Source organism: Natroniella sp. ANB-PHB2, assembly GCF_046097105.1.
Classification (GTDB): Bacteria; Bacillota; Halanaerobiia; order Halobacteroidales; family Halobacteroidaceae; genus Natroniella.
This window is the reverse complement of the sequence record NZ_CP175562.1, coordinates 2,047,207-2,069,974: the sequence shown is the minus strand read 5'-3', so window position 1 is coordinate 2,069,974 and position 22,768 is coordinate 2,047,207. Positions and strand designations below refer to the sequence as shown.

The 22,768-nt window shown below is 31.4% G+C and carries 16 protein-coding genes and 1 pseudogene; all 17 read left to right on the top strand.

Annotated elements, in window-relative coordinates; translation table 11 throughout:
• The first annotated feature begins 1 nt into the window (after position 1).
• Positions 2-1,345 (top strand): nucleotide sugar dehydrogenase, encoded by a 1,344-nt coding sequence (locus tag ACKF5P_RS10305; RefSeq protein WP_408955112.1) that lies wholly within the window; start codon positions 2-4, stop codon positions 1,343-1,345.
• A 16-nt stretch (positions 1,346-1,361) separates the two neighbouring features.
• Complete coding sequence (locus tag ACKF5P_RS10300) at positions 1,362-2,489, top strand: Gfo/Idh/MocA family protein (RefSeq protein WP_408955111.1); 1,128 nt, start codon at positions 1,362-1,364, stop codon at positions 2,487-2,489.
• Positions 2,482-3,222, top strand: coding sequence for a DapH/DapD/GlmU-related protein (locus ACKF5P_RS10295; RefSeq protein WP_408955110.1), 741 nt, complete (start codon positions 2,482-2,484; stop codon positions 3,220-3,222). The genes ACKF5P_RS10300 and ACKF5P_RS10295 overlap by 8 nt, the downstream gene beginning before the upstream one ends.
• Before the next feature lie 68 nt (positions 3,223-3,290).
• Complete coding sequence (locus tag ACKF5P_RS10290) at positions 3,291-4,406, top strand: DegT/DnrJ/EryC1/StrS family aminotransferase (RefSeq protein ID WP_408955109.1); 1,116 nt, start codon at positions 3,291-3,293, stop codon at positions 4,404-4,406.
• A 33-nt stretch (positions 4,407-4,439) separates the two neighbouring features.
• Entirely contained in the window at positions 4,440-5,732 is a 1,293-nt protein-coding gene (locus ACKF5P_RS10285; RefSeq protein ID WP_408955108.1) for a polysaccharide biosynthesis C-terminal domain-containing protein, read from the top strand.
• 116 nt (positions 5,733-5,848) lie between these two features.
• The gene (locus ACKF5P_RS10280; RefSeq protein WP_408955107.1) at positions 5,849-6,652 is read left to right on the top strand and encodes an AAC(3) family N-acetyltransferase; all 804 of its coding nucleotides are present in this window, start codon (positions 5,849-5,851) and stop codon (positions 6,650-6,652) included.
• A 23-nt stretch (positions 6,653-6,675) separates the two neighbouring features.
• Positions 6,676-8,175 carry a polysaccharide deacetylase family protein gene (locus ACKF5P_RS10275; RefSeq protein WP_408955106.1) on the top strand — a complete coding sequence of 500 codons (1,500 nt, stop codon included), beginning with the start codon at positions 6,676-6,678 and terminating at the stop codon, positions 8,173-8,175.
• Positions 8,176-8,277: 102 nt separating this feature from the next.
• Positions 8,278-9,549, top strand: coding sequence for an O-antigen polymerase (locus tag ACKF5P_RS10270; protein WP_408955105.1), 1,272 nt, complete (start codon positions 8,278-8,280; stop codon positions 9,547-9,549).
• A 38-nt stretch (positions 9,550-9,587) separates the two neighbouring features.
• On the top strand, positions 9,588-10,703 hold the full coding sequence (locus tag ACKF5P_RS10265) for a glycosyltransferase family 4 protein (RefSeq protein WP_408955104.1): 1,116 nt from the start codon (positions 9,588-9,590) through the stop codon (positions 10,701-10,703).
• A gap of 13 nt (positions 10,704-10,716) precedes the next feature.
• Positions 10,717-11,775 (top strand): non-hydrolyzing UDP-N-acetylglucosamine 2-epimerase, encoded by a 1,059-nt coding sequence (wecB, locus tag ACKF5P_RS10260; protein ID WP_408955103.1) that lies wholly within the window; start codon positions 10,717-10,719, stop codon positions 11,773-11,775.
• Positions 11,776-11,790: 15 nt separating this feature from the next.
• Positions 11,791-13,017 (top strand): glycosyltransferase family 4 protein, encoded by a 1,227-nt coding sequence (locus tag ACKF5P_RS10255; protein ID WP_408955102.1) that lies wholly within the window; start codon positions 11,791-11,793, stop codon positions 13,015-13,017.
• Between the two features lie 68 nt (positions 13,018-13,085).
• Positions 13,086-14,249 carry a DegT/DnrJ/EryC1/StrS family aminotransferase gene (locus ACKF5P_RS10250; RefSeq protein ID WP_408955101.1) on the top strand — a complete coding sequence of 388 codons (1,164 nt, stop codon included), beginning with the start codon at positions 13,086-13,088 and terminating at the stop codon, positions 14,247-14,249.
• Positions 14,246-14,896 carry a sugar transferase gene (locus ACKF5P_RS10245; RefSeq protein ID WP_408955100.1) on the top strand — a complete coding sequence of 217 codons (651 nt, stop codon included), beginning with the start codon at positions 14,246-14,248 and terminating at the stop codon, positions 14,894-14,896. The genes ACKF5P_RS10250 and ACKF5P_RS10245 overlap by 4 nt, the downstream gene beginning before the upstream one ends.
• 63 nt (positions 14,897-14,959) lie before the next feature.
• Positions 14,960-16,855, top strand: a complete 1,896-nt coding sequence (locus ACKF5P_RS10240; RefSeq protein WP_408955099.1) for a polysaccharide biosynthesis protein — start codon at positions 14,960-14,962, stop codon at positions 16,853-16,855.
• A 335-nt stretch (positions 16,856-17,190) separates the two neighbouring features.
• Positions 17,191-18,756, top strand: coding sequence for an AAA-like domain-containing protein (locus ACKF5P_RS10235; protein ID WP_408955098.1), 1,566 nt, complete (start codon positions 17,191-17,193; stop codon positions 18,754-18,756).
• Positions 18,757-19,275: 519 nt separating this feature from the next.
• A pseudogene (locus tag ACKF5P_RS10230) lies at positions 19,276-19,389 on the top strand (hypothetical protein); the annotation flags it as partial.
• A 92-nt stretch (positions 19,390-19,481) separates the two neighbouring features.
• Complete coding sequence (locus ACKF5P_RS10225) at positions 19,482-22,631, top strand: SNF2-related protein (RefSeq protein ID WP_408955097.1); 3,150 nt, start codon at positions 19,482-19,484, stop codon at positions 22,629-22,631.
• The last annotated feature ends 137 nt before the right edge of the window (positions 22,632-22,768 follow it).

Genomic DNA, 22,768 nt, shown 5'->3' with positions numbered 1-22,768 from the left:
AATGAGCACTCTAGAAAAAGTTGTTAAGGAATATCAGGTAATAAGTGAAGTATTACAGACTAAGATTGATAATAAAGAAGCAGTGATAGGAGTTGTTGGTTTAGGATATGTAGGATTGCCTTTAGCAGTAGAAAAGGCTAAAGAAGGTTATCAAGTGGTAGGGTTTGATATCCAACAGGAACGTGTAGATATGGTTAATGAAGGTAAAAATTATATCGGTGATGTAGTAGATGCAGATCTGGAAGGGATAGTTGAAGATGAAATGATAGTGGCTACTACTGATTATCAAAAGATAGAGGAAGTTGATATAGTAGCTATCTGTGTACCAACTCCTTTGGATCAATATCATCAACCTAATACGGAGTATGTTGAGACTTCAACTGAAGATATAGCAAAGTATTTACATAGAGGTATGTTAGTGATTTTGGAGAGTACAACCTATCCAGGAACTACTGAGGAGATTGTTATGCCTATTTTAGAAGAGACTGGATTAAAATGTGGAGAGGATTTCTTTTTAGCTTTTTCTCCCGAGCGAGTAGATCCGGGTAATAAGGTTTATAAGACTAAAAATACCCCTAAAGTAGTCGGTGGGATGACACCTAAATGTACGGAATTGGCTGCTGCATTATATGAGAATGTATTAGATTCTGATGTTCATACTGTGTCAAGCCCTGCAGTAGCAGAGATGGAAAAGATCTTAGAGAATACTTTTAGAAATATAAATATTGCTTTGGCTAATGAAATGGCAATCTTATGTGATAAGATGGGAATAGATGTATGGGAAGTAATTGAGGCTGCTAAGACTAAACCGTATGGATTTATGGCTTTTTATCCTGGGCCAGGCTTAGGAGGACACTGTATCCCAATTGATCCTTTTTATCTAACGTGGAAGGCTAGAGAGCATGATTATCATACTCGATTGATAGAGTTAGCTGGGGAGATTAATAACTCAATGCCTAATTTTGTTGTAGATAGATTGATGAAGTTATTAAATAAATCTAAGAAAGCATTAAATGGGGCCAAAGTTCTATTATTAGGAGTGGCTTATAAAAAGAATATTGATGATTTACGAATGTCACCATCTTTGAAATTGATTGATGAATTAGAAGAAGGAGGGGCAGAGTTGATCTATAATGACCCGTATATTCCTGAATTTGAACATCAAGGAGTTAATTATAATTCACAGGAAGTAACTTCTGAGTTGTTAGAAGATGTCGATGCTGTCTTAATTGCTACAGCTCATAGTGACTATGATTATCAAGAGATAGTAGATAAGGCTCAGATTGTCTTTGATACTCGTAATGGAACAGCAGGAATTAAAGCAGAAAATCTATATAGATTATAAGAGAGGAGTTTATCTAATGAATGATAAATTAGGATTTGCAATTATTGGTTGTGGTAGGATATCCCCTAAGCATGTTGAAGGAGTTATCAATAATTATGATCAAGCAAAGTTAGTAGCTGTCAGTGATATAGTTTCTGAAAAGATGGATAAAGCAATAAATTATTTTGTTGATTATATAGAAGAGAGTGATGAGTTAACAGGAAAGATTGATTCAAAGCAAGAAATCAAAAAATATCAAGATTATAAAGAGTTATTAGAAGATGATGAGATAGATATAGTGACTATAGCTACTGAAACAGGTTTCCATGCAGAGATTACGATTGATGCCTTAAATGCTGGTAAACATGTGATTGTAGAAAAAGCTATTGCTTTATCTACTGAGGATGCAGATAGAATGATTGAGACAGCAGATCAGCAAGGGTTGAAGTTAGCAGTCTGCCACCAAAATCGTTTTAATCCTACTGTGCAGAGGTTGAGAGAAGCTTTGGAGGAAGATCGTTTTGGACGATTAGTCCATGCTGTAGCTAGTATACGTTGGAATCGGAATGATGAATATTATAATATGGATGAGTGGCATGGTACTTTAGCATTAGATGGTGGAATCTTAATGAATCAATGTATTCATAATATAGATTTGTTATGTTGGATGATGGGCGATGTAGAGCGAGTAACAGCAGAAACGGATACTTTTTTACGGGATATAGAGACAGAAGATGCAGGAATGGCAGTAGTTAGATTTAAGAGTGGAGCTATTGGTTTAATTGAAGGAACGGTCTGTGTCTATCCACGTAACTTAGAAGAAACCTTTAATATCTTTGGTCAACAGGGAACGGTTAGATTGGCTGGGATTGCGATGAATGAAATTATGGATTGGAAGTTTGCTGATGGGGATGAAGAAGAAGCAGAAAAGATGAAGGAAGCTAATTATGAAACTGATACAGTTTATGGTTATGGTCATAATCTGTTATTTGGAGATATGATTGAAGCTGTTCGAGAAGATAGAAAGCCTTTGGTCGATGGTAGAGAAGGTAAGAAGGCAATGGAGTTGATTTTGGCTATCTATAAATCTGCCCGAACTGGACAACCAATTGAATTGCCTTTAGGTGATTACTCAACAACGACTGGAGTGGAGATAGATGAATAAGATCAGTCAAAAGGCTAAATTAGGTGAAAATGTAACTGTTGGTGATTTTACAGTAATTCAAGATGGTGTAGAGATTGGGGATAATGTAATCATCGGTAATAATGTAGTGATTCATCAGGGAAGTAAGATAGGAAGTAATATCAGAATTGATGATAATACAGTAATCGGAAAACAACCGATGAAGGCTGTTACCTCAGCAGTCAGTGATGATAAATTACAACCACCGTGTGAAATAAGTGATGGCTGTTTGATCGGAGCTAACACTGTAATCTATGCTGGTTGCAAGATTGGAGAGAAGTGTTTAGTAGCTGATCAAGCATCGATTAGAGAGAATGTAGAGATTGGAGATAAGACGATTATCGGTCGGGCAGTAGCAGTAGAGAATCACTGTAGTATTGGTTCTTATTGTAAGTTAGAGACTAATGTTTATATTACTGCTTACTCTGAAGTAGAAGATCATTGCTTTATAGCTCCAGGTGTAACTACATCTAATGATAACTTTGCAGGTAGAAGTGAAGAGAGATATGATCACTTCAAAGGAGTAACTGTCAAAGAAGGTGGTCGTATTGGTGCAGGAGCAACGATTTTACCAGGGAAAGTGATTGAAGAGGATGGATTTGTAGCAGCAGGGAGTGTAGTGACTAAGGATGTAGAATCTAAGAAGATAGTAGCAGGGACACCAGCGAAGGAGTTTGGGAATGTGCCTGAGGATCAATTGCTTGAAAATCAATAAATTAGTTCAATGTACAATTGTCAATTGTACATTGTAAACTGTACATTAAAGATGTTAGGAGGCAAATGATGAAAGTACCATTGTTAGATTTAAAGGGACAATATGAAGAGATTAAAGATGAGATTCAAGAAGCGATTAATGAAGTTTTAGATAGCACTAGATATATAATGGGAGAGAATGTAACAGGATTAGAAAAAGAAGTAGCTGATTATTGTGATGTTAAGTATGGGATTGGAGTTGCTTCGGGGACGGATGCTTTATTGTTATCGTTGAAGGCATTGGAGGTTGGCCCGGGTGATGAAGTGATCTTACCGACATTTACTTTCTTTGCGACAGCGGGGGTAGTATCTAGATTGGGAGCAATACCTGTCTTTGCAGATATAGATCCAGTGACTTATAATATTACACCAGAAGAGATTGAAAAGAGAATTACTGATAAGACTAAGGCGATTATTCCAGTTCATCTCTATGGACAACCTGCCGAGATGGACAAGATTATGGAGTTAGCTGAGGAGCATGATTTGAAGGTAGTTGAAGATGCTTGTCAAGCGATAGGAGCAGAATATAAAGGTGAGCAGGTAGGTAACTTTGGTGATGCTACAGCTTTAAGTTTCTTCCCGTCTAAGAATCTAGGTGCTTATGGAGATGCAGGAATGGTCTTGACTAATGATGAAGAATTAGCTGAACGGATTAAGAGCTTAAGAGTTCATGGTGCTAGTCCTAAGTACTATCATCAGGAAGTTGGCTATAATAGCCGATTGGATGCTATTCAGGCTGCTATTTTGAGAGTTAAGCTTAAGTATTTAGATCAATGGACTGAAGGAAGACAGCGAGTAGCGGAAAATTATGATCGATTGTTTAAGGAGTACGATTTAGAAGATAAAGTTGTAACGCCTAAGAAGAAGGTTGATGATTCTACGCATGTCTATCATCAGTATGTAGTTAGGGTTGAGAATCGAGACGAGTTACAAAAGAAGTTAAAGGAAAAGGGTATCTCTAGTGCAGTTTATTACCCTGTACCGTTGCATTTGCAGGAGTGTTATGAGGATTTAGGGTATCAGAAGGGTGATCTGCCAGTTGCAGAGAAGGCTTGTGGGGAAGTGTTGGCCCTGCCGATTGATCCTGAGTTGAGTGAAGAGCAGGTTGAGTATGTGGTTGATAGTATTAATAATTTTTATGAATAAGTTATTAGTTAATAATAGAACAGGGATGGTAAAATGGGATATGTAAAGAATATTTCTAGTAGTTTTATTACTAGGATAATTAAAATAATACTCGGTTTTGGAATAAGTATCATTGTAGCAAGGGCTTTAGGAGCGGAAGGTCAAGGGTATGTTGCTTATATTTTACTTATAGGTAGTCTTTTAGCTGGATATGGACATTTGGGTATAATTAATGCGACTACTTACTTTTTTAAAAGAAGGCCTGATTATTCTCAAGAAGAAGTTTATAGTGTGAGTTTAAGTTTTTCAATTCTTGTATGGATTGTGATTATGTTTTTCGTTTTATTTATGCGATATTTAGGTTTCATATTGCTAAATTACAATATTTTAATGGTTAGTGGATTGTTAATTTATGTTTTAATTGTTTACCTCGAGACTTTAAGTAGAAAATTTCATCGTAGTGAAAATAAAATTATAAAAATGAATAAATTTTTATTGGTTAATACAGTTGTTCAATTCATCCTTGTTGTTATTTTTTGGAAGTTAGATCATTTAACTCCAGTTACTTATTTTTCAATAATAATTACAGGATTAAGTTTAAGTACTTTTTTACTGGTTTGTAATATGGGCTTAAAATATAGTTTTAAGTTAAATAAAAAATTATTAAAAGATGAATTCAAATATGGAAGTATAGTTTATTTTGCTACTTTATTTATTTTTTTAAATTATAGAGCAGATCAGTTTTTGATTAGAAATATGATTGGAACTAGTGCTTTAGGTGTTTATAGTATAGGAGTTAAATTAGCAGAACTGGTTTTATTATTGCCTAGTAGTGTAGCGACAGCGTTAAGTGGGGAGTTATATAGCATAAGTAGTGAATCAAAAAAAAGAAAATTTATAACTGCTACTACTATAAAATATACTTTTTATTTTTGTTTGATTATAGCATTGATCGGTTTTTTCATGACTCCTTTAATACCTTTATTATATGGAAGAGAATTTATAGAATCTATTTCTGTATTTAGAATTTTATTAGTAGGTGTTTGTTTTGTTTCAATTGGTAAAGCATCTAATCCATATTTTTATACTCAAGGGACTCCGGAAAAATATTTAATTATTGTTTTAGTTACCTTTTTTATTAATATCGTATTGAACTTAATGTTAATACCACATATGGGGATTGATGGTGCAGCTTGGGCTTCTACTATAGCTTATTTGTTTTATGGTTTAATGCATATATTCTATTTTATAGTAAAAGAAAATATTTTATTTGAGAGATTATTTTTAATTAATAAGCTTGAGATAGAGAAAATAAAAGGTCTTTTATCTCAATTTAGTTTTTTTTAATAAAACTTGGGGTCTATTAAAATTCAAGAGAATATTAGTAATTAAATTTATTTCTAAATGTGCTTTATGGGCTCAGAAACATTATAAAAAAGTTTGTTATTAATGAGGAGTTAATTATGAAAAAGAAAATTAACAAAATAATGATTTTAAAAAACAGAGTAAAAGGATACATGAGAAAATTTACTAAAATAGATAAAAAAATAGGAAATGTTAATGTAAAGCGAATTGAAGAAATTTTTTCTAATTATAAGCAAGATGCTGTTTTTGTTCATGCAGGGCTTAGTGATATAAAAAAAGCTTTCAATTGTAATCCATATAAATTTTTAATGGAATTATTAGAAAAAAATTTTGATAGTATATATGTTCCAGGCTTTACTCCTTCTTTTAGAAAATCTGGTGTTTATCATAAAAGCTTTTCTAAACCTGAACATTCAATTTTTAATAGATTATTTTTAAGTGAGGCTAATTATAGAACTAATGATTGTATTCATAGTATTTTAGTTAAAGGTAATTCCTGTTTTAATGATTGTAATCATTTTGATACATTTAGCCTTGATGGTTGTTTTGGAAAAATGGATCAAGAAAATATTTTGTATTTAAATATTGGTACTAATTTTCTTAAAAGCACACAACTTCATTATATAGAGAGACTGTTGAAGGTACCTTATATGGATGTTACTGAAAAAAAAGGTATTATATATTATAATGAAACAGATTATGAAGTAGTATTACAAAAAAATTATAAATATAATACAAAAATTTCATGGAATAGATTAAAATTAGAAAAAGATATGAAAAAAGAAAAAATGATAGATACTTATGATTTAAACGGTTTAAAAGTAAGATTTTTTAAAGCAGGTGATTTAATGGTGTTTTTAGAAAATAAAATAAATAAAGATCCTTATTATTTAGTCAAATAAATTTTATTTTAGGAGAAGTTAAAATGATTTTGATATTATATGAAAATAATAAATTTAATAAAGAAATTGAATATGTTTTTAATTATATATGCAAATATATATATCGGTTAGATGATAATTTTTGCATTGATATCTATAAAGATGCTTCTTTAAATAATATAGATTTAATTATTTCGTATGGGAAAGAAAAATATAATAATAATTTTGATGTTCCGCAGATACATATTTTCGAATCTGATTTATTTGGAGAGGAATATCTAAAAAAAAGTTCTATGCCTCCTTTACCTTTAAAAAGATATACAGGTTCAGAAGTACAATCAGTAATTGATGAAAAAGATTTGCCAGCTATTTATTCTGGTAATGGGAATTTGAATAAATTAGTTGAAATTAAAGAAAATTTAATAGAAACTAATATAGATATTATTGCTTCTTCATTTTTTATGATAACTAGATATGAAGAAGTAGTTAATCCAGTTAAAGATGAGCATGATCGTTTTCCTGCTCAAGCTAGTTTAGCTTATAAAGAAGGGTTTTTAGATAGACCTATTGTAAATGAATATATAGAATTATTGTGGAATTGGATTAAAAAACTATATCCTATAGTAGAAAGATCAAGTATATGGGGAGAGAAAGATTTTGCCTTCTTTTTATCACATGATATAGATCACATTTATAAGTATGGTTCTGGATTGAAAAAAGCTTTAAATGGAATAAAAAAAATAGGTGGAGCTATTATTAAAAGGGGCGATCTTAAAGAAGCTATTCTCAATATAAAAGAATTAAGAAAAAAAGACCCTTATTTCATATTTGAAGATATGATGGAAATAGAAGAAAAGTATAATATAAAATCTAGTTGGTATTTTAAAGTTGATAACAATACACCAGGTGATGGAGATAAATATTTTTTAAATGAATTAGATTCTATAATAGAACAGCTAACAGACAAGGGTCATGAAATAGGAATTCATCCTTCATATAATTCATATAATAGTGAGCAGGCTATGAAAGAAGAAGTTAATAAGTTATGTAATAGATATGAATTAAAGAATAAAAGTTTTGGAGGAAGACAGCATTATTTAAGATTTAACGTTAAGAAAACTTGGTCTATTCAAGAAAAATGTGGGTTGTTATATGATTCTACTTTAGGTTATGCAGATGTTGTTGGATTTAGAGCAGGAATTTGTCATCCATATAAACCTTATGATTTTGAAAAAAGAAGAGCTTATGATTTGTGGGAAATTCCTTTAATAGTAATGGATGGCACATTAAAACAGTACATGGAGTTAACTCCTCAACAAGCTAATGAGGAGTTAACTAAACTAATCAAACAAGTTGAAAAATATCAAGGCATATTTAGTTTATTATGGCATAATACATCTTTAGACAGTCTTTGGAATGATTGGAATGATTTATATAAAGATATTTTAAGGACTATGAAAAAAAGAAATTTAGCGTTAAATAATGGTTTAAATTTGATTTTACAATTTGAAAATAAGAATATTTATTCTTCTATTTTTAGATGATATTGAAATTTTATAATAAGGTTGGATTATGATAAAATTTAATTAAATCATAAAGTGTAGAATTTATTGTAGCATATTTTTAAAGATAGGAGGGAGAATGATGTGCAAAAGATAACATCAGAACGTATTTTATTTATGTTAAATTGTTTATTGTTTAAAATTTTTTTAGATGTTAGTTATATTTATATAATATCACAAAACTATGCTTATTCAGGTTTAAGTTTAAATTTAAATATTTTTAAAGTAATTGAATCTTTTTTAGTTTTAATAATTTTTTCTAGGTTTTTACCTTGTAAGATAAAAAAAATCTCTGATTTCTTTTTTACATTTTTATATGCTCCGTTAGTGATACCTTTACTATCTATTTATGGTATGAAGGATAAAAGCAGAATATATATATATATGATTTTAATTTCAGCTTTATTAGTATATTTTATTATTAACATTCTTCCTAAGCTCAAGCTCCCAATTTTAATTCAAGGTAGATTTATAGCTGTTTATAGTGCAATATTTTTTTCGATATTTATATTTGTGTGGATAGGATATAGAGGAGGATTTTCATATTTGAATTTTAATTTGCTTAAAGTTTATGACTATAGAAGAATTGTTGGTACCCAAGTATTTCCTGGTATATTTAGTTATTTTATGACTTGGTATGGTAAAGTTATTAATATTTTTTTAATGACTTATTTTTTATGGAAAAAGAATAAATTAGGTGTTATAGTAACTATTATACTACAGATTCTCTTCTTTAGTATAACAGCACATAGGGCTATGCTTTTCTATCCTGTATTGATTTTCTTTATATATTATTTTGTTAAAAAGCATAATATTATTTCAATTCTAATGTTTTCTTTAACTTTAGTTGTATTAATAAGTTCTATTTTTTATTGGATTACCGATAATTCTATATTGATTTCACTTTTTGTTCGTAGGGTTTTTTTTATAACAGCAGATCACCATTATAATTATTTTGATTTTTTTAGTGAATATGGATATATTTACATGCCAAATAATGTGTTATCAAGTGTATTTAGATATCCTTTTGATGTACCAGTACAGATGGTTATTAGTCAATATTTATATGGCCATTTAGATACTTGGGTTAATACAGGATTTTTAGCAACTTCATATATGCATTTTGGTTTTATTGGAATGTTAATCTTTTCATCTATTATTGGGCTGATATTGAAATTAATGGATTCGATTATTGAAAATAGAATGCCTAAGTGGGTAGGAATTTCAATTATGATTATTCCTATGTTTAGTTTAAGAAGTGCAGACTTACCAACAATCTTATTAACCCATGGATTAGGTTTATCTTTAATATTTTTATGGTTATTAAGTTCCAGACCAGTAAACTTAGTAAATTGAATTTATATTGATAATTTTTTAAATTGCGAGGGATATAAATGAAAAACAAGACAGCTTGTGTACTTACATCAGTCCATTCTGTATTTGATACTCGAATTTTTCGGAAGCAAGCTAAAAGCTTGATTAATGCAGGATATGATGTGGCATTAATCGTGCAACATACAGAAAAAGAAGTAATAGATGGAATAACAATTATTCCTTTAAAGAAACCTAATAATCGCTTTAAGAGAATATTTAGTACAACTTGGCAAGTGTATAAAAAAGCACTAAAAGTTGATGCAGGTATTTATCATTTCCATGATCCTGAACTTATTCCAGTCGGATTATTGTTGAGAATGAAAGGAAAGAAAGTTATCTATGATGTTCATGAAGATGTACCTAAGCAAATTATGTCTAAAGAATGGATTTGGAAACCAATTAGAGGATTTGTTTCAAAGGTAACAAATGCTATTGAAAAGATAGCAGATAAATTTTTAACAGCAGTAGTTTCAGCTACTCCTAGTATTGGAGAAAAATTTAGTACTGACAATATCGTTGTACATAATTTTCCTTTGTTGGATGAGTTATTACTAGATGATACTATTGAAAATGAAAACAAAGATAATATAGTTACTTATGTAGGCGGGATTACTTCTATACGTGGAATTGAAGAAATGGTTGAAGCAATTGGAATTTTAGCAGAGGATTATCAAAGTAAATTTTTATTAGCTGGTAAGTTTTCATCTAAGTCTTTAAAAGAAAGAGTAAAAGAAATGGATGGCTGGAGTAAAGTGAAATTTCAAGGTTTTATTAATAGGGGTCAAGTAGCAGAAAATTTAGCGAAAGCAAAAGCTGGCTTAGTATTATTTCACCCTCTTCCTAATCATATAGATGCTTACCCTAATAAGATGTTTGAATATATGTCAGCAGGATTACCAGTTATAGCTTCTGATTTTCCACTCTGGAAAGAGATAATTGAGGGAAATGAATGTGGAATAACAGTAGATCCACAAAAACCTGAAGAAATAGCTGCTGCAATAAAATATATCTTTGATAATCCAGAAGAAGCTAGACAAATGGGCCAAAACGGTAGGAGAGCTGTAGAGGAAAAATATAATTGGTCTATAGAGGAGAAAAAATTATTAGAGCTATATAAAAGAATATTAGAAGAATAAATGGAGGGATAGAATGAAAGTAGTTACAATAGTTGGAGCTAGGCCACAATTTATAAAGGCAGCACCCGTTTCAAGAGAATTGAGTAAAGAAAATCAAGAAATTTTAGTTCATACAGGTCAACATTATGATCAAAATATGTCTGATATATTTTTTAAAGAATTAAATATTCCTAAACCTGATTATAATTTAGGAATTGGTTCTGACAGTCATGGAAAGCAGACAGGTAAGATGTTAGCAGAAATTGAAGAAGTTATTTTAGAAGAGAAGCCAGATGTTTTATTAGTTTATGGTGATACAAACTCTACAATTGCAGGAGCTTTAGCTGCGAGTAAATTACTTATTCCAGTTATTCATATAGAAGCAGGGTTAAGAAGTTATAATAAAGATATGCCAGAAGAACAGAATAGAATTTTAACTGATCATATCTCTAAATTATTATTTTGTCCTACAGAAACTGCTGTTAAGAATCTGAAAAAGGAAGGGATTACTCAAGGAGTAGAAAATGTAGGAGATGTTATGTATGATGCTGTTTTATATAATGTTGAATTATCAAAACAAAAATCGGATATTCTTGAAGAGTTAGGTGTTGAAGCTAAAGGATATATCTTAGCTACAGTTCATAGAGCTGAAAATACTAATTCTAAAGAAAGACTAAAAAATATTGTTCAAGCTTTTAATGACTCTAATGAACATATTGTTTTACCTTTACATCCACGTACTAAAAATTACTTAGAAAAATATGATTTACAATTTAATGACAATGTTCAAATAATTGAACCAGTAGGGTATTTAGATATGTTAATGTTGGAAAGTAATTCTAAGAAAATCTTAACTGATAGTGGCGGAGTACAAAAGGAAGCATATTTTTTGAAAGTTCCTTGTATTACTATGAGAGATGAAACTGAGTGGATAGAGACTGTAGATTATGGTTGGAATTTTTTAGTTAGTGCAAATTATGAGTTAATATTAGATAAAATTAAAAACTTTAACGGTGGAAATGAAATAATAAAATGTTTTGGTAATGGTGATGCAAGTCAGAAAATAGTTAATGCAATGGTAGAGACTATATAGTAGAGGTGAATATTAATGAAAGTTCTATTTTTAACACAATACTGTCCTCCAGAGACTGGTGCTCCTCAAAATCGAATATTTGAATTAGCACAGGGGTTAAAAAAGAAGGGGCATGAAGTGACAATTTTAACTGCTATGCCTAATTATCCTAAAGGTGAAATTTTTGAAGAATATAAAGATAAAATTCTTAGGGAAGAAGAGTATAAAGGGATTAGAATTATACGCACTTGGATATATGCTACTCCTTCTAAAAAGTTTATTCCTAAGCTATTAAACTATTTTTCTTTTACAATTAGCTCGATTTTATTAGGAGTATGGAAAGTAGGAAAGCAAGATGTAATCTTTACTGAATCCCCTCCATTATTTTTAGGTGGTTCAGGGTATATATTAAGTAAATTATTAGGAGCAAAATATATTTTTAATATATCAGATCTTTGGCCTGAATCTGCAGTTGAATTAGGAGTTTTAAATAATAAATTATTAATTAAACTTTCCACTTGGTTAGAAGAATTCTGTTATAAAAAGGCTGATCTTATTTCTGGACAAACTAAAGGTATAATTAATAATATAAAAGAAAGAGGATTTGATAAAAATAAATTATTTTTATTAACTAATGGGGTAGATGATAATCTATTTTCAAGAAATAAAAGGAGTAATCAAATTAGAAAGGAACTTAATATTAAAGATAAATTTACTATAGTTTATGCTGGTCTTCATGGGTTAGCACAAGGCTTAGAAGTTATTGTTGAAACAGCTAAAAGATTAAAAGAATATGATGATATAGAATTTGTCTTAATAGGAGATGGCCCTAAAAAAGAAAGCCTTATAAAATTAGCTGAAAGATATAATTTAAATAATATTAAGTTTGTACCTTTACAACCTAAAGAAAAAATACCAAAACTTATTGCTTCTATGGATGCTACAATTATTCCTTTAAAAAAATTAGATCTTTTTAAAGGAGCTGTACCTTCAAAAATGTATGAAGCTCTTGCAAGTGAATTACCAATTATTTTAGCAATAGATGGTGAAGCAAGAAAAATAGTAGAAGAGGCTGAAGCTGGAATATATGTGGAGCCAGAGAATGTTGAAGAGGTAACTAAAGCTGTATTGAAATTATATCAGAATAGAGATTTAGCTCGAGAAATGGGGTTAAATGGTAGGCGATATGTTGAGAAGTTTTATGCAAGAAGAACTATACTTAATAAATTTGAAAAAAGATTATCTGTTTTAATGGAAAAATAGATAATCTTTAATTTTATTTAATAGATAATAGAGCGTAATTAAATCTAATTTGTAGAGGAGGGCTTTATATGTCAGATGAATTTATTCCATTTTATAAACCTTATATTGATAAAAAAGAGATTAATTCTGTAGTTGAATCTATGGAGTCAGGTTGGTTGACTACTGGGCCAAAAGTAAAAGAGTTTCAAAATAAATTTGCTGATTATGTAGGTAGTAAACATGCTTTAGCAGTTAATTCATGCACTGCTGGATTACATTTATTATTAGTAGCTGCAGGAATTGGTGAAGGTGATGAAGTAATTACAACTTCAATGACATTTGCTGCTACGGCAAATGTTATAGTAGAAGTAGGAGCTAAACCAGTTTTAGTTGATATAGATCCAAAAACATTTAATATGGATATCCAAGATTTAGAAAGAAAGATAACTGATAAAACTAAAGCCATAATTCCAGTTCACATGGCAGGTCAACCTTGTGAAATGGATGAAATAATGAAGCTAGCTAAAGAAAGAGATATTTATGTCTTTGAAGATGCTGCTCATGCTATCTGGACTAAATATAAAGGTAAAATGGTAGGAAATATCAGTGATGGAACAGCATTTAGTTTTTATGCTACTAAGAATCTTTGTACTGGTGAAGGTGGAATGGTAACAACTAATAACGATGAACTAGCTGAAAATATAAGAATTAATACTTTACACGGTATTAGCAGGGATGCTTATGATCGCTATACAAATAAAGAAGCATCTTGGTATTATGAAATAGTAACTCCTGGTTACAAATATAATATGCCTGATATTAATGCAGCAATGGGAATAGAGCAGTTAAATAAGTTAGAGGAAATGCAAAAAAGAAGAAAAGAGATCGCAGATATTTATACAGAAGCTTTCAAAGAAGTTCCAGAAGTTAAAGTTCCATATGTTAAAGATGATATAAGACATGCTTGGCATTTATATATTATCTTATTAGAGGTTGAAATGTTAAAGATTGATAGAAATGAATTCATAAATAAATTAACAGAATTAAATCTTGGGACATCAGTTCACTTTATTCCAATTCATTTTCATCCTTATTATAAGGAGAATTATGGTTTTGAAGAAGGCGATTTTCCAAATTGTGAATATGTATTTGAAAGAAATATATCTTTACCTTTTTATCCTGCAATGACTGATGAGCAAGTTTATCAAGTAATTGATAGAGTTAAGCAGGTTATTGAGGAGGTTAGAAGATGACCAAAAGGTTATTTGATATATTCTTTTCTTTAGCAGGGTTGCTAGTGTTATCGCCCCTGCTAGTTTTAATTGCGATCTTAATAAAAACAAATTCAAAAGGAGACGTACTATTCAAACAAGAAAGAGTTGGTCAATATGGAAATACATTTACAATCTATAAATTCAGAACTATGGTAGAGAATGCTGAAAAAAAAGGAAAACAGATTACAGTTGGTGCTGATAAAAGAATTACTACAGTAGGAAAAATACTACGTAAGACTAAATTAGATGAACTAGCACAATTAATAAATGTTTTAAAAGGAGAAATGAGCTTTGTAGGCCCTAGACCAGAAGTGCCTAAATATGTAAAACATTATACTGAAGAGCAGAGAAAAATTTTGAATGCAAGACCTGGTATTACAGACTATGCTTCGATAGAGTTTTCAAATGAGAGTGAAATTTTAGGTATTGCTAATGATCCAGAAAAGACATATATAAATGAAATTATGCCTTATAAAATAAAGTTAAATAATAAATATTTAGAAAGTATTAGTGTTTTACATGATATTAAATTAATTTTTTTAACTTTTATGAAAATATTGGGCCTAATAGAAACTAAAACTGAAATCAATAAATTTTTGGATGATAAATCGAGTTTAGAATTATAATTAAATTGGTGCTAATTCGTGCTTATTCGTGGTAAAGAATTAAAAATCGGAGGTGATAACCAAATGAAAAATTTCCTTAGAACCTATAAAAAACCAATCCTAATCCTAACCGACTTATTCTTAATTAACTTAGCACTCATATCCAGTTTTATTTTACGCTTTGATAGCGATTGGACAACATATTTCGACTATACATACTTAGGACTTATATCAGCGATTGGGATTGCAGTGCTCTTTTTCTTAAAAGTTTACAACAAGATCTGGAGATATGTCAGTATCTCCGAGCTAAAATGTATCATCAAAGCTTCAGTACTGATCAATCTCTTCTTTGCCACAGCCATCTTCCTTAAAGGGATGCAGTTTTCTCGTAGTGTGATTATCATCAATGGCTTCTTACAGGTCGGTTTTCTAGGAGGGATTCGTTTCACCTTCCGAATCTTAAAGGACTACTATATAGACTATCTCAGTTCTGATCAGGACAATACCAACATCTTGCTTGTCGGGGCAGGTGATGCTGCCGAAGCATTGATCAGAGAGGTCGATAAATACCCAATCAATAAGGATATAATTGGCTTGATCGATGATGATCCACACAAACAAGGTCTAGAAATTCATGAGCGGAAGGTCTTAGGAGATCGCTATGTTATCCCAGAGGTTATCAAAGAGTATAATGTCAAAGAGGTCATCATTGCGATTCCATCTGTTCGGGGCGATACAATCAAAGAGATCTATGATTTGAGCAATCAAGAAGGGGTCAAGGTCAATATCCTGCCTGCTTTAGATGAGATCTTGACCGAAAATATATCTTTAAGCCAGATTCGTGAGGTCAGGGTTGAAGATCTATTGGGGCGAGATCAGGTCGATCTCAATCTTGACGAGATCTGTTCTTATGTAGAAGGTAAGACCGTTTTAGTCACCGGCGGAGGTGGCTCGATTGGTTCTGAGCTCTGCCGTCAGATAGCCCGTTTTGCTCCCGAGCAGTTATTAATTCTTGATATTTATGAGAATAATACTTATTTTTTAGAATTAGAACTAAAAGAGAGGTATGATGATCTAAATATTATTCCCTTGATTGCCAGTATCCGTGATCGAGATAAGTTACAGACAATCTTTGCTCGCTATCAACCAGATGTCGTCTTCCATGCAGCAGCCCATAAGCATGTACCATTGATGGAGGCTAACCCTGAAGAAGCGGTCAAGAATAATATCTTGGGAACTAAGAAGGTCGCTGAAGTAGCCGATCAATTCAATGTAGAACGCTTTGTCTTGATCTCAACTGATAAAGCAGTCAACCCGACCAATGTAATGGGAGCTACCAAAAGGACAGCAGAGATGGTAGTTCAAGCAATCAATGAAGAGAGTACTACTAAGTTTATGGCTGTTAGATTCGGGAATGTCTTAGGAAGTCATGGTAGTGTGATTCCACTCTTTAAAAAACAGATTAAAAATGGCGGGCCAATAACTGTCACCCACGAGAAGATAGAGCGTTATTTTATGACGATTCCCGAAGCAGCCCAGTTGGTTATTCAGGCTGGTGCCTTAGGAGATGGTGGTGAGGTCTTTATTCTTGATATGGAAGAGCCAGTTAAGATCATTGACTTAGCTAAGGATCTGATCGAACTTTCTGGTTTGACAATTGGAGAGGATATTGAGATCGAAATTACGGGTTTGCGACCTGGTGAGAAGATGTATGAGGAGTTATTGACCGAAAAAGAGGATAATTTAGCGACTGAACATGAAAGAATATATACTGCAAAGTTAGAAGCAATCGAGCGAGAGTTTTTGTACCGAAGCCTTGATAAGCTTAAGCGATTGATCAAGTTAAATAGTTCGCCAGCGATTATTAGGTGTTTAGTAGAGTTAGTAGGGACTTATAAGCCTAAGCGGGATAATGTTACGGAGATCTCTCAAGCGAAGGATGAGATAGCAGCGAACCACGAAACCACTAATGGACACTAATGGACACTAATAAAAAAGCAATAAAAACTAATAGAAAAGCAATAGAAGCAATAGAAAAACCAGAAATCATAGAATCTAAACTGAAATTTATAAAAAAATAAGAGTTTACAGAGTAATATGAATTAATTATTTATAAAAATGGTATATATTAGTAGTTATTGATGTTATGCTTTTAACTTTAACTATTCATTAATTTTAAGAATGAGAAGTTGGAATTTGAGAGGTTAGTGTTGTAACCACGAATGGGCACTAATAAAGAATTAGTGCCCATTCGTGGTTTAATTGTTTTAAATGCTTTAAAATTAAGGTATAATAGTAACGAAAGGGGTGAAAGAATGAAAGAGTTTAATGTAACGGGAACCTGTATTCCCAAAAAACATTATATGGTTGATATAAAGAATAAATTAAGTCAGATGAAGAAGTTGGTAGATAAAGGGGATTACTTTACTATTAATAAACCAAGACAATATGGCAAAACAACTGCACTATATCTATTATCTAATAAATTAAGCAAAGAAGATTATTTAGTGTTAAGGATTAGTTTTGAAGGTTTTGATAAGGAAATATATAAAGAACAGAAGGTATTTATAGAGGAATTTTTATTAACCTTAAAAGATAAATTAGAGCTTAAAAATGAAGAAAAACTAATTGATATTATAGAAAAAAATTTAGCTACAGCTACAAATATGAGAAAATTAGCAAGAGTAATAACTCAATTAACTAAAGAAGAGAAAAGAAGAATAGTATTAATGATAGATGAAGTAGATAAAAGTAGCAATAACCAATTGTTTTTGGATTTTCTAGGAATGTTAAGAAGTAAATATCTTGCTAGTATTGAAGGAGAAGATTATACTTTCCATAGTGTAATCTTAGCAGGAGTCCATGATGTTAAGAACCTTAAGGTAAAGTTAAGAGCAGATGATGAGAAAAAGTATAATAGTCCTTGGAATATAGCAGTAGATTTTGATATAGATTTAAGTTTTAATCCAAAAGAAATAGCTACAATGCTTAAGGATTATAGAAAAGATAAAAATATTAAATTAAATGTAGAGAAAATAGCTAAAAAGATTCATTACTATACATCTGGTCATCCTTATTTGGTTAGTAAATTAGCTAAGGTGATAGATGAAAAGATACTTCCTCAAAAAGAGAATAAAAGCTGGAATTTAAAAGATTTAGCAGAAGCAGTAAAGATAATCTTAAATAAGGATAGTGTCAATTTTGAAAGTTTGATTAAGAATTTAGAGAATAATCAAGATTTATATGGACTTGTTTATAAAATAATTATGGAAGGTAATAAGGTACGTTATAATTTATATAACCCAATTATTGATTTAGGAGAATTATATGGAATATTAAAAAATGATGATGGTATAGTAAGAGTTCATAATAGAATTTATGAACAAGCTATCTATGATTATATGAGTTCTAAGTTAGAAACTGATTTAGATATGAAAGGCTATAATTTTAGAGAAAATTTCATCAAAGCAGATGGCTATTTAGATTTTAAAAAGATTTTAAAGAAGTTTCAGCTATTTATTAAAGAACAATATAGCGATAAAGATCAAGAATTCCTAGAAAGAAATGGACGACTTATCTTTTTGGCTTTTATTAAACCGATTATTAATGGTAAGGGATTTGATTTTAAAGAGGTACAGACATCTCAAGAGAAGAGATTAGATGTAGTTATTACTTATCTTGATAGAAAGTATATTGTAGAACTTAAGATTTGGCGAGGAGATAAGTATCATCAAAAAGGATTAAAGCAGTTAGTAGATTATTTAGATAAGCAAAATGTGAAAAAGGGTTATCTAGTCAGTTTTAATTTTAATCAAAGTAAGGAGTACAAAGAAGAAGAGATAACAAAGAATGGTAAAGATATATTTGCAGTTTGGGTTTAAAGTTGATTAGCTATATAGATGATAGGTTGGTACTTAGAGCATAGAGACTGGGTAGGATAATTGTCAATTATCAATTGGATTTAAGCTCTTAATTGGAAGAAATCCTGTCTGAACGAAGCAAAAAAGCAGTGGAATTTTGATTATTACTTAAGACTTAACAATAAAGTAGTAATTTAGTAGTTAGCAGATATCTTATTGCTGAGTGAGTTTATTTCTTCTTGATTTTTTGGTTACTTTTTAATCAAGTAAAAAGTAACAGGGAAGAAGGCTGGTTGTTAGCCTTTCTGTAATCATGGTTTTGATCTAAAGTTTTAAATCCACTTGAATTTAACCTTAATTCGAAGCTAAAATTAGGGTATAATAACAAAAAGAGGGTATCAAAATCGAGTTGAAACAACCAACCGAAACCATAACTAAATATAATATAAAATTGCTAGTAGTCTTTGCTTCTTATGGAACCCGATTTATGACTAAAAAGAGTGACTTAGATTTAGGTTATTTGAGTCTGGATTAAGAAATAGACTTGTTCAAGAATATGAAGAAGTTAATGACAAGATAGTTTATCAAATTTTGGATAAGATGGTTGATTATTATGCTAGATATCTTAAAGAAGTAAATAATTATTTAGATTAAGCAGGGCCAACTCTTCTTCTAATTTTTTCTTTTAAGAAACCCTTAAATAAGATATAATGATCTTAATCAGCTTTAAAAGAGAGGGTGTATGTATGTCATTGTTAAAGCAGCTTAGAAGAAATATATCAGCTAAAATCTATAATAGGGGAAGAAAATATTATCAAGCGGGTAGAATCATCAATTATGACTATCAGATCATAAGTAAGCAACAGTTAAAAATAGACGCAGAGGTATCAGGCACTAAACTCTATCAAGTTAGCATAGAGATTAACTTAAAAAATAAGAAGATTTATCCTGAGGGCCAATGCAACTGTCCCTATGACTGGGGGCCAATCTGTAAACATGAAATAGCAGTCTTATATAAATTTTTAGAAGAAGATTATCCTAGACTTGATTTTAATCGTTTAACAGAAATTTATTATGATAGATTAGTAGGGTTGAGCCAGAAGATCACAAGTAAAGAGAAAGTAGCATTACAATTTGTAATCAAAGGCTTAATGACCAGCTCAATGGTTAATTTTAAGTTGGTTTTAGAGTCGGAAGAGTTAGAAATCGCTGAATTAGAAAGGATTATCTCTTATATTCAAGATCCTCATTATTCAACACTAGACCCATTAAAAGATAGATTAAAAGTCAAAGATTTAGCTCAGATTAACTATCTAGCTCAGGTTGAAACAAAAGCTAGTCAGACTGCGGGAGCACTTCTCTTCCCTAAAGATGAGGCTAACTTTAATTTCTTATTGGGCTTGATAGAAGAAAGCCAAGTCTATCTAGCAGAAAGTGATCAACTAGCCAAGGTGGGCCAACTATTATACCCTAAGTTGATTATGGCTGGGGATTTAGCTAAAGTAACACTTAAGATTAAAGATAGTAATTACTCCACTTATCAAGGAGATCAAATTACCTGGACTGTCCAAGATACTACAATACATCCAGTAGAGATGGAAACTATCAAGGAGGTACCTAATCAGATACCGATACCTGAGAAGAAACAAGGGGAATTTATCTTTGAGCTCTTACCTTCATTACAGCAGAATTTAAACTTAGAGATTGCGCAAAATTTAAAGGGTTATCAATTAATTGAGCAACAGCCTCAGATAAGCTTGAAGCTTGATTATCAAAATCAGGCCATCTTATGCTACTCAGAGGTCAAGATTGCTGAGCAGGTTTATCAAAATACTGAGATTATAGGTTTTGATTATGATGTTAAGCACTATCAGCAAGATCAGCAAGATCCTAAAGTATGGACGGCGTGGAATACAGAAGAGATCAAGCAGTTTTTGAACTTTTTAGAGGATTATGAGTTTCATCTTCAGTCTGATTGTTTTAGTATTAAGGATCAAAATAGACAACAAAAATTTATTACTGCTGGAGTAGCTGAGCTATCAGAAGATTGGAAGGTAGAGACTACCTCGGTCTTTGAAGAGTTAGAGGTGATCTCTTATCAGCTTGAACCAGAAATTGAATTTGTTGAAGAAGATGATGATGAGAATATTAATTGGTTTGAGTTTAATATTAGATATAATATCGGTGGCAAAAGTTATACTAAAGCAGAGTTAGAAGAGTTGTTAAAGTATAATCAACAAGGTGAGAGTTATCTACAACTTGATAATAAGTACTATATTCTAGAGGAGAGTAACCAACAACAGGTCGAGCAAATGATTGCTCAAGCTGATAAACAAGAAGATGGTAGTTATAGGAGTAATTATTATCAACTCTTATATTATCGTAATTTAGTTCAAGAGGCAGGGATTAGCTTTAAAGGTAATCAGGTTTATGATCAGTTGAATCGTGATATTACCCAGGATAATTTAGTTCAAGAAGTGGAAATTCCCGCCGAGGTTGAAGACATCTTAAGAGATTATCAAAAGCAGGGTTATTATTGGTTGAAATTCTTAGCCAAATATCATTTTGGTGGGATTTTGGCAGATGATATGGGCCTAGGTAAGAGCTTACAGACGCTTAGTTTGCTTAAGAGTATGGATTATAAGCAACCTGCTTTAATAGTCTGTCCTCGTACCCTAATTTATAATTGGGGGGTTGAGGTCGATAAGTTCTTTTCAGATTTTGATTACTTAGTCTATTATGGTACTCCTCAAGAGCGGGTAGAGATGCAAAAAGATTTTAGTAAGTATCAGTTAATAATTACCTCTTATTCGATCATCAGTCGAGATTATTTAGAGTTAGAGGACTTTAAATTTTCCCATCTTATCTTAGATGAGGCTCACCATATCAAAAATAGAACTACTAAGCGGGCCAAAGCTGTCAAAGAGATTAAAGCAGAGTATAGATTGGCTTTGACAGGAACTCCTTTAGAGAACTCTTTAGAAGAGCTATGGTCTATCTTTGATTTTATTATGCCGGGTTATTTGGATAATTATAGTAAATTCAGAAAGGATTATTTGAATCCAATTACTAAGGAGCAAGACCAACAACAGCTTGTAGAATTGAAAAGAAGGATTGCTCCTTTTATCTTAAGGAGGAGAAAAGAAGAGGTCTTAGCTGACTTGCCAGATAAGTTGATCAATATTCATCCAGTAGAGATGACTAAAGTACAAGAGGATAGCTATCGAATGATCTTAGAGCAAGTAAAGACTGATTTGACAGCTAAGGTTAAAGAACGTGGATTTAATAGATCGCAGATTAATATTTTGGCTGCCTTGACTAAGCTACGCCAGATCTGTAATCACCCGCGCTTGATTTTAGAAGAGAGTCAGCAGCAATTAAGCTCTGCTAAATTAGATGGATTATTAGAAATAGTCCAGACTGCCATTGCTGGGGGGCATAAGATAGTTGTCTTCAGTCAATTTGTTAAGATGTTGAAGATAATTAGAGAGGAGTTTGAAAGCAAGGAAATACCCTTTACTTATTTGGATGGTAGTACTAGAAATAGAATGGAGCGGGTTGAGAAATTTAACAAGCAAGATGATCTTAAAGTCTTTTTAATCAGTTTAAAGGCAGGCGGAACAGGTCTGAATTTAACCTCTGCTAATATTGTGATCCATGTTGATCCGTGGTGGAATCCGATGGTCGAAAGGCAGGCTACAGATCGAACCCATAGGATTGGTCAAAATAAGCAGGTAACTGTCTACAAACTAATTACGACTGGAACGGTCGAAGAGAAGATGTTAAAGCTACAGCAAAGAAAGCAGGATATCTTTGCGAGTGTAATTGAGAAGAATAGTAGTCCAGTTAAGAGTATTAGCTGGGAAGATATTCAAGAGTTGTTGGAGTATAATTAGAAGTAAGTTTGAGTCTAAGTCTAAGTAAGAGTAAGTCCTTATGTTTTTAATGGTAGCCTTAACCTCAGCCTTAAACTTAAGTTATATATCAATAATCTGTATTTTAATATATGACATAAGAGCAGGTTTCAATCCCT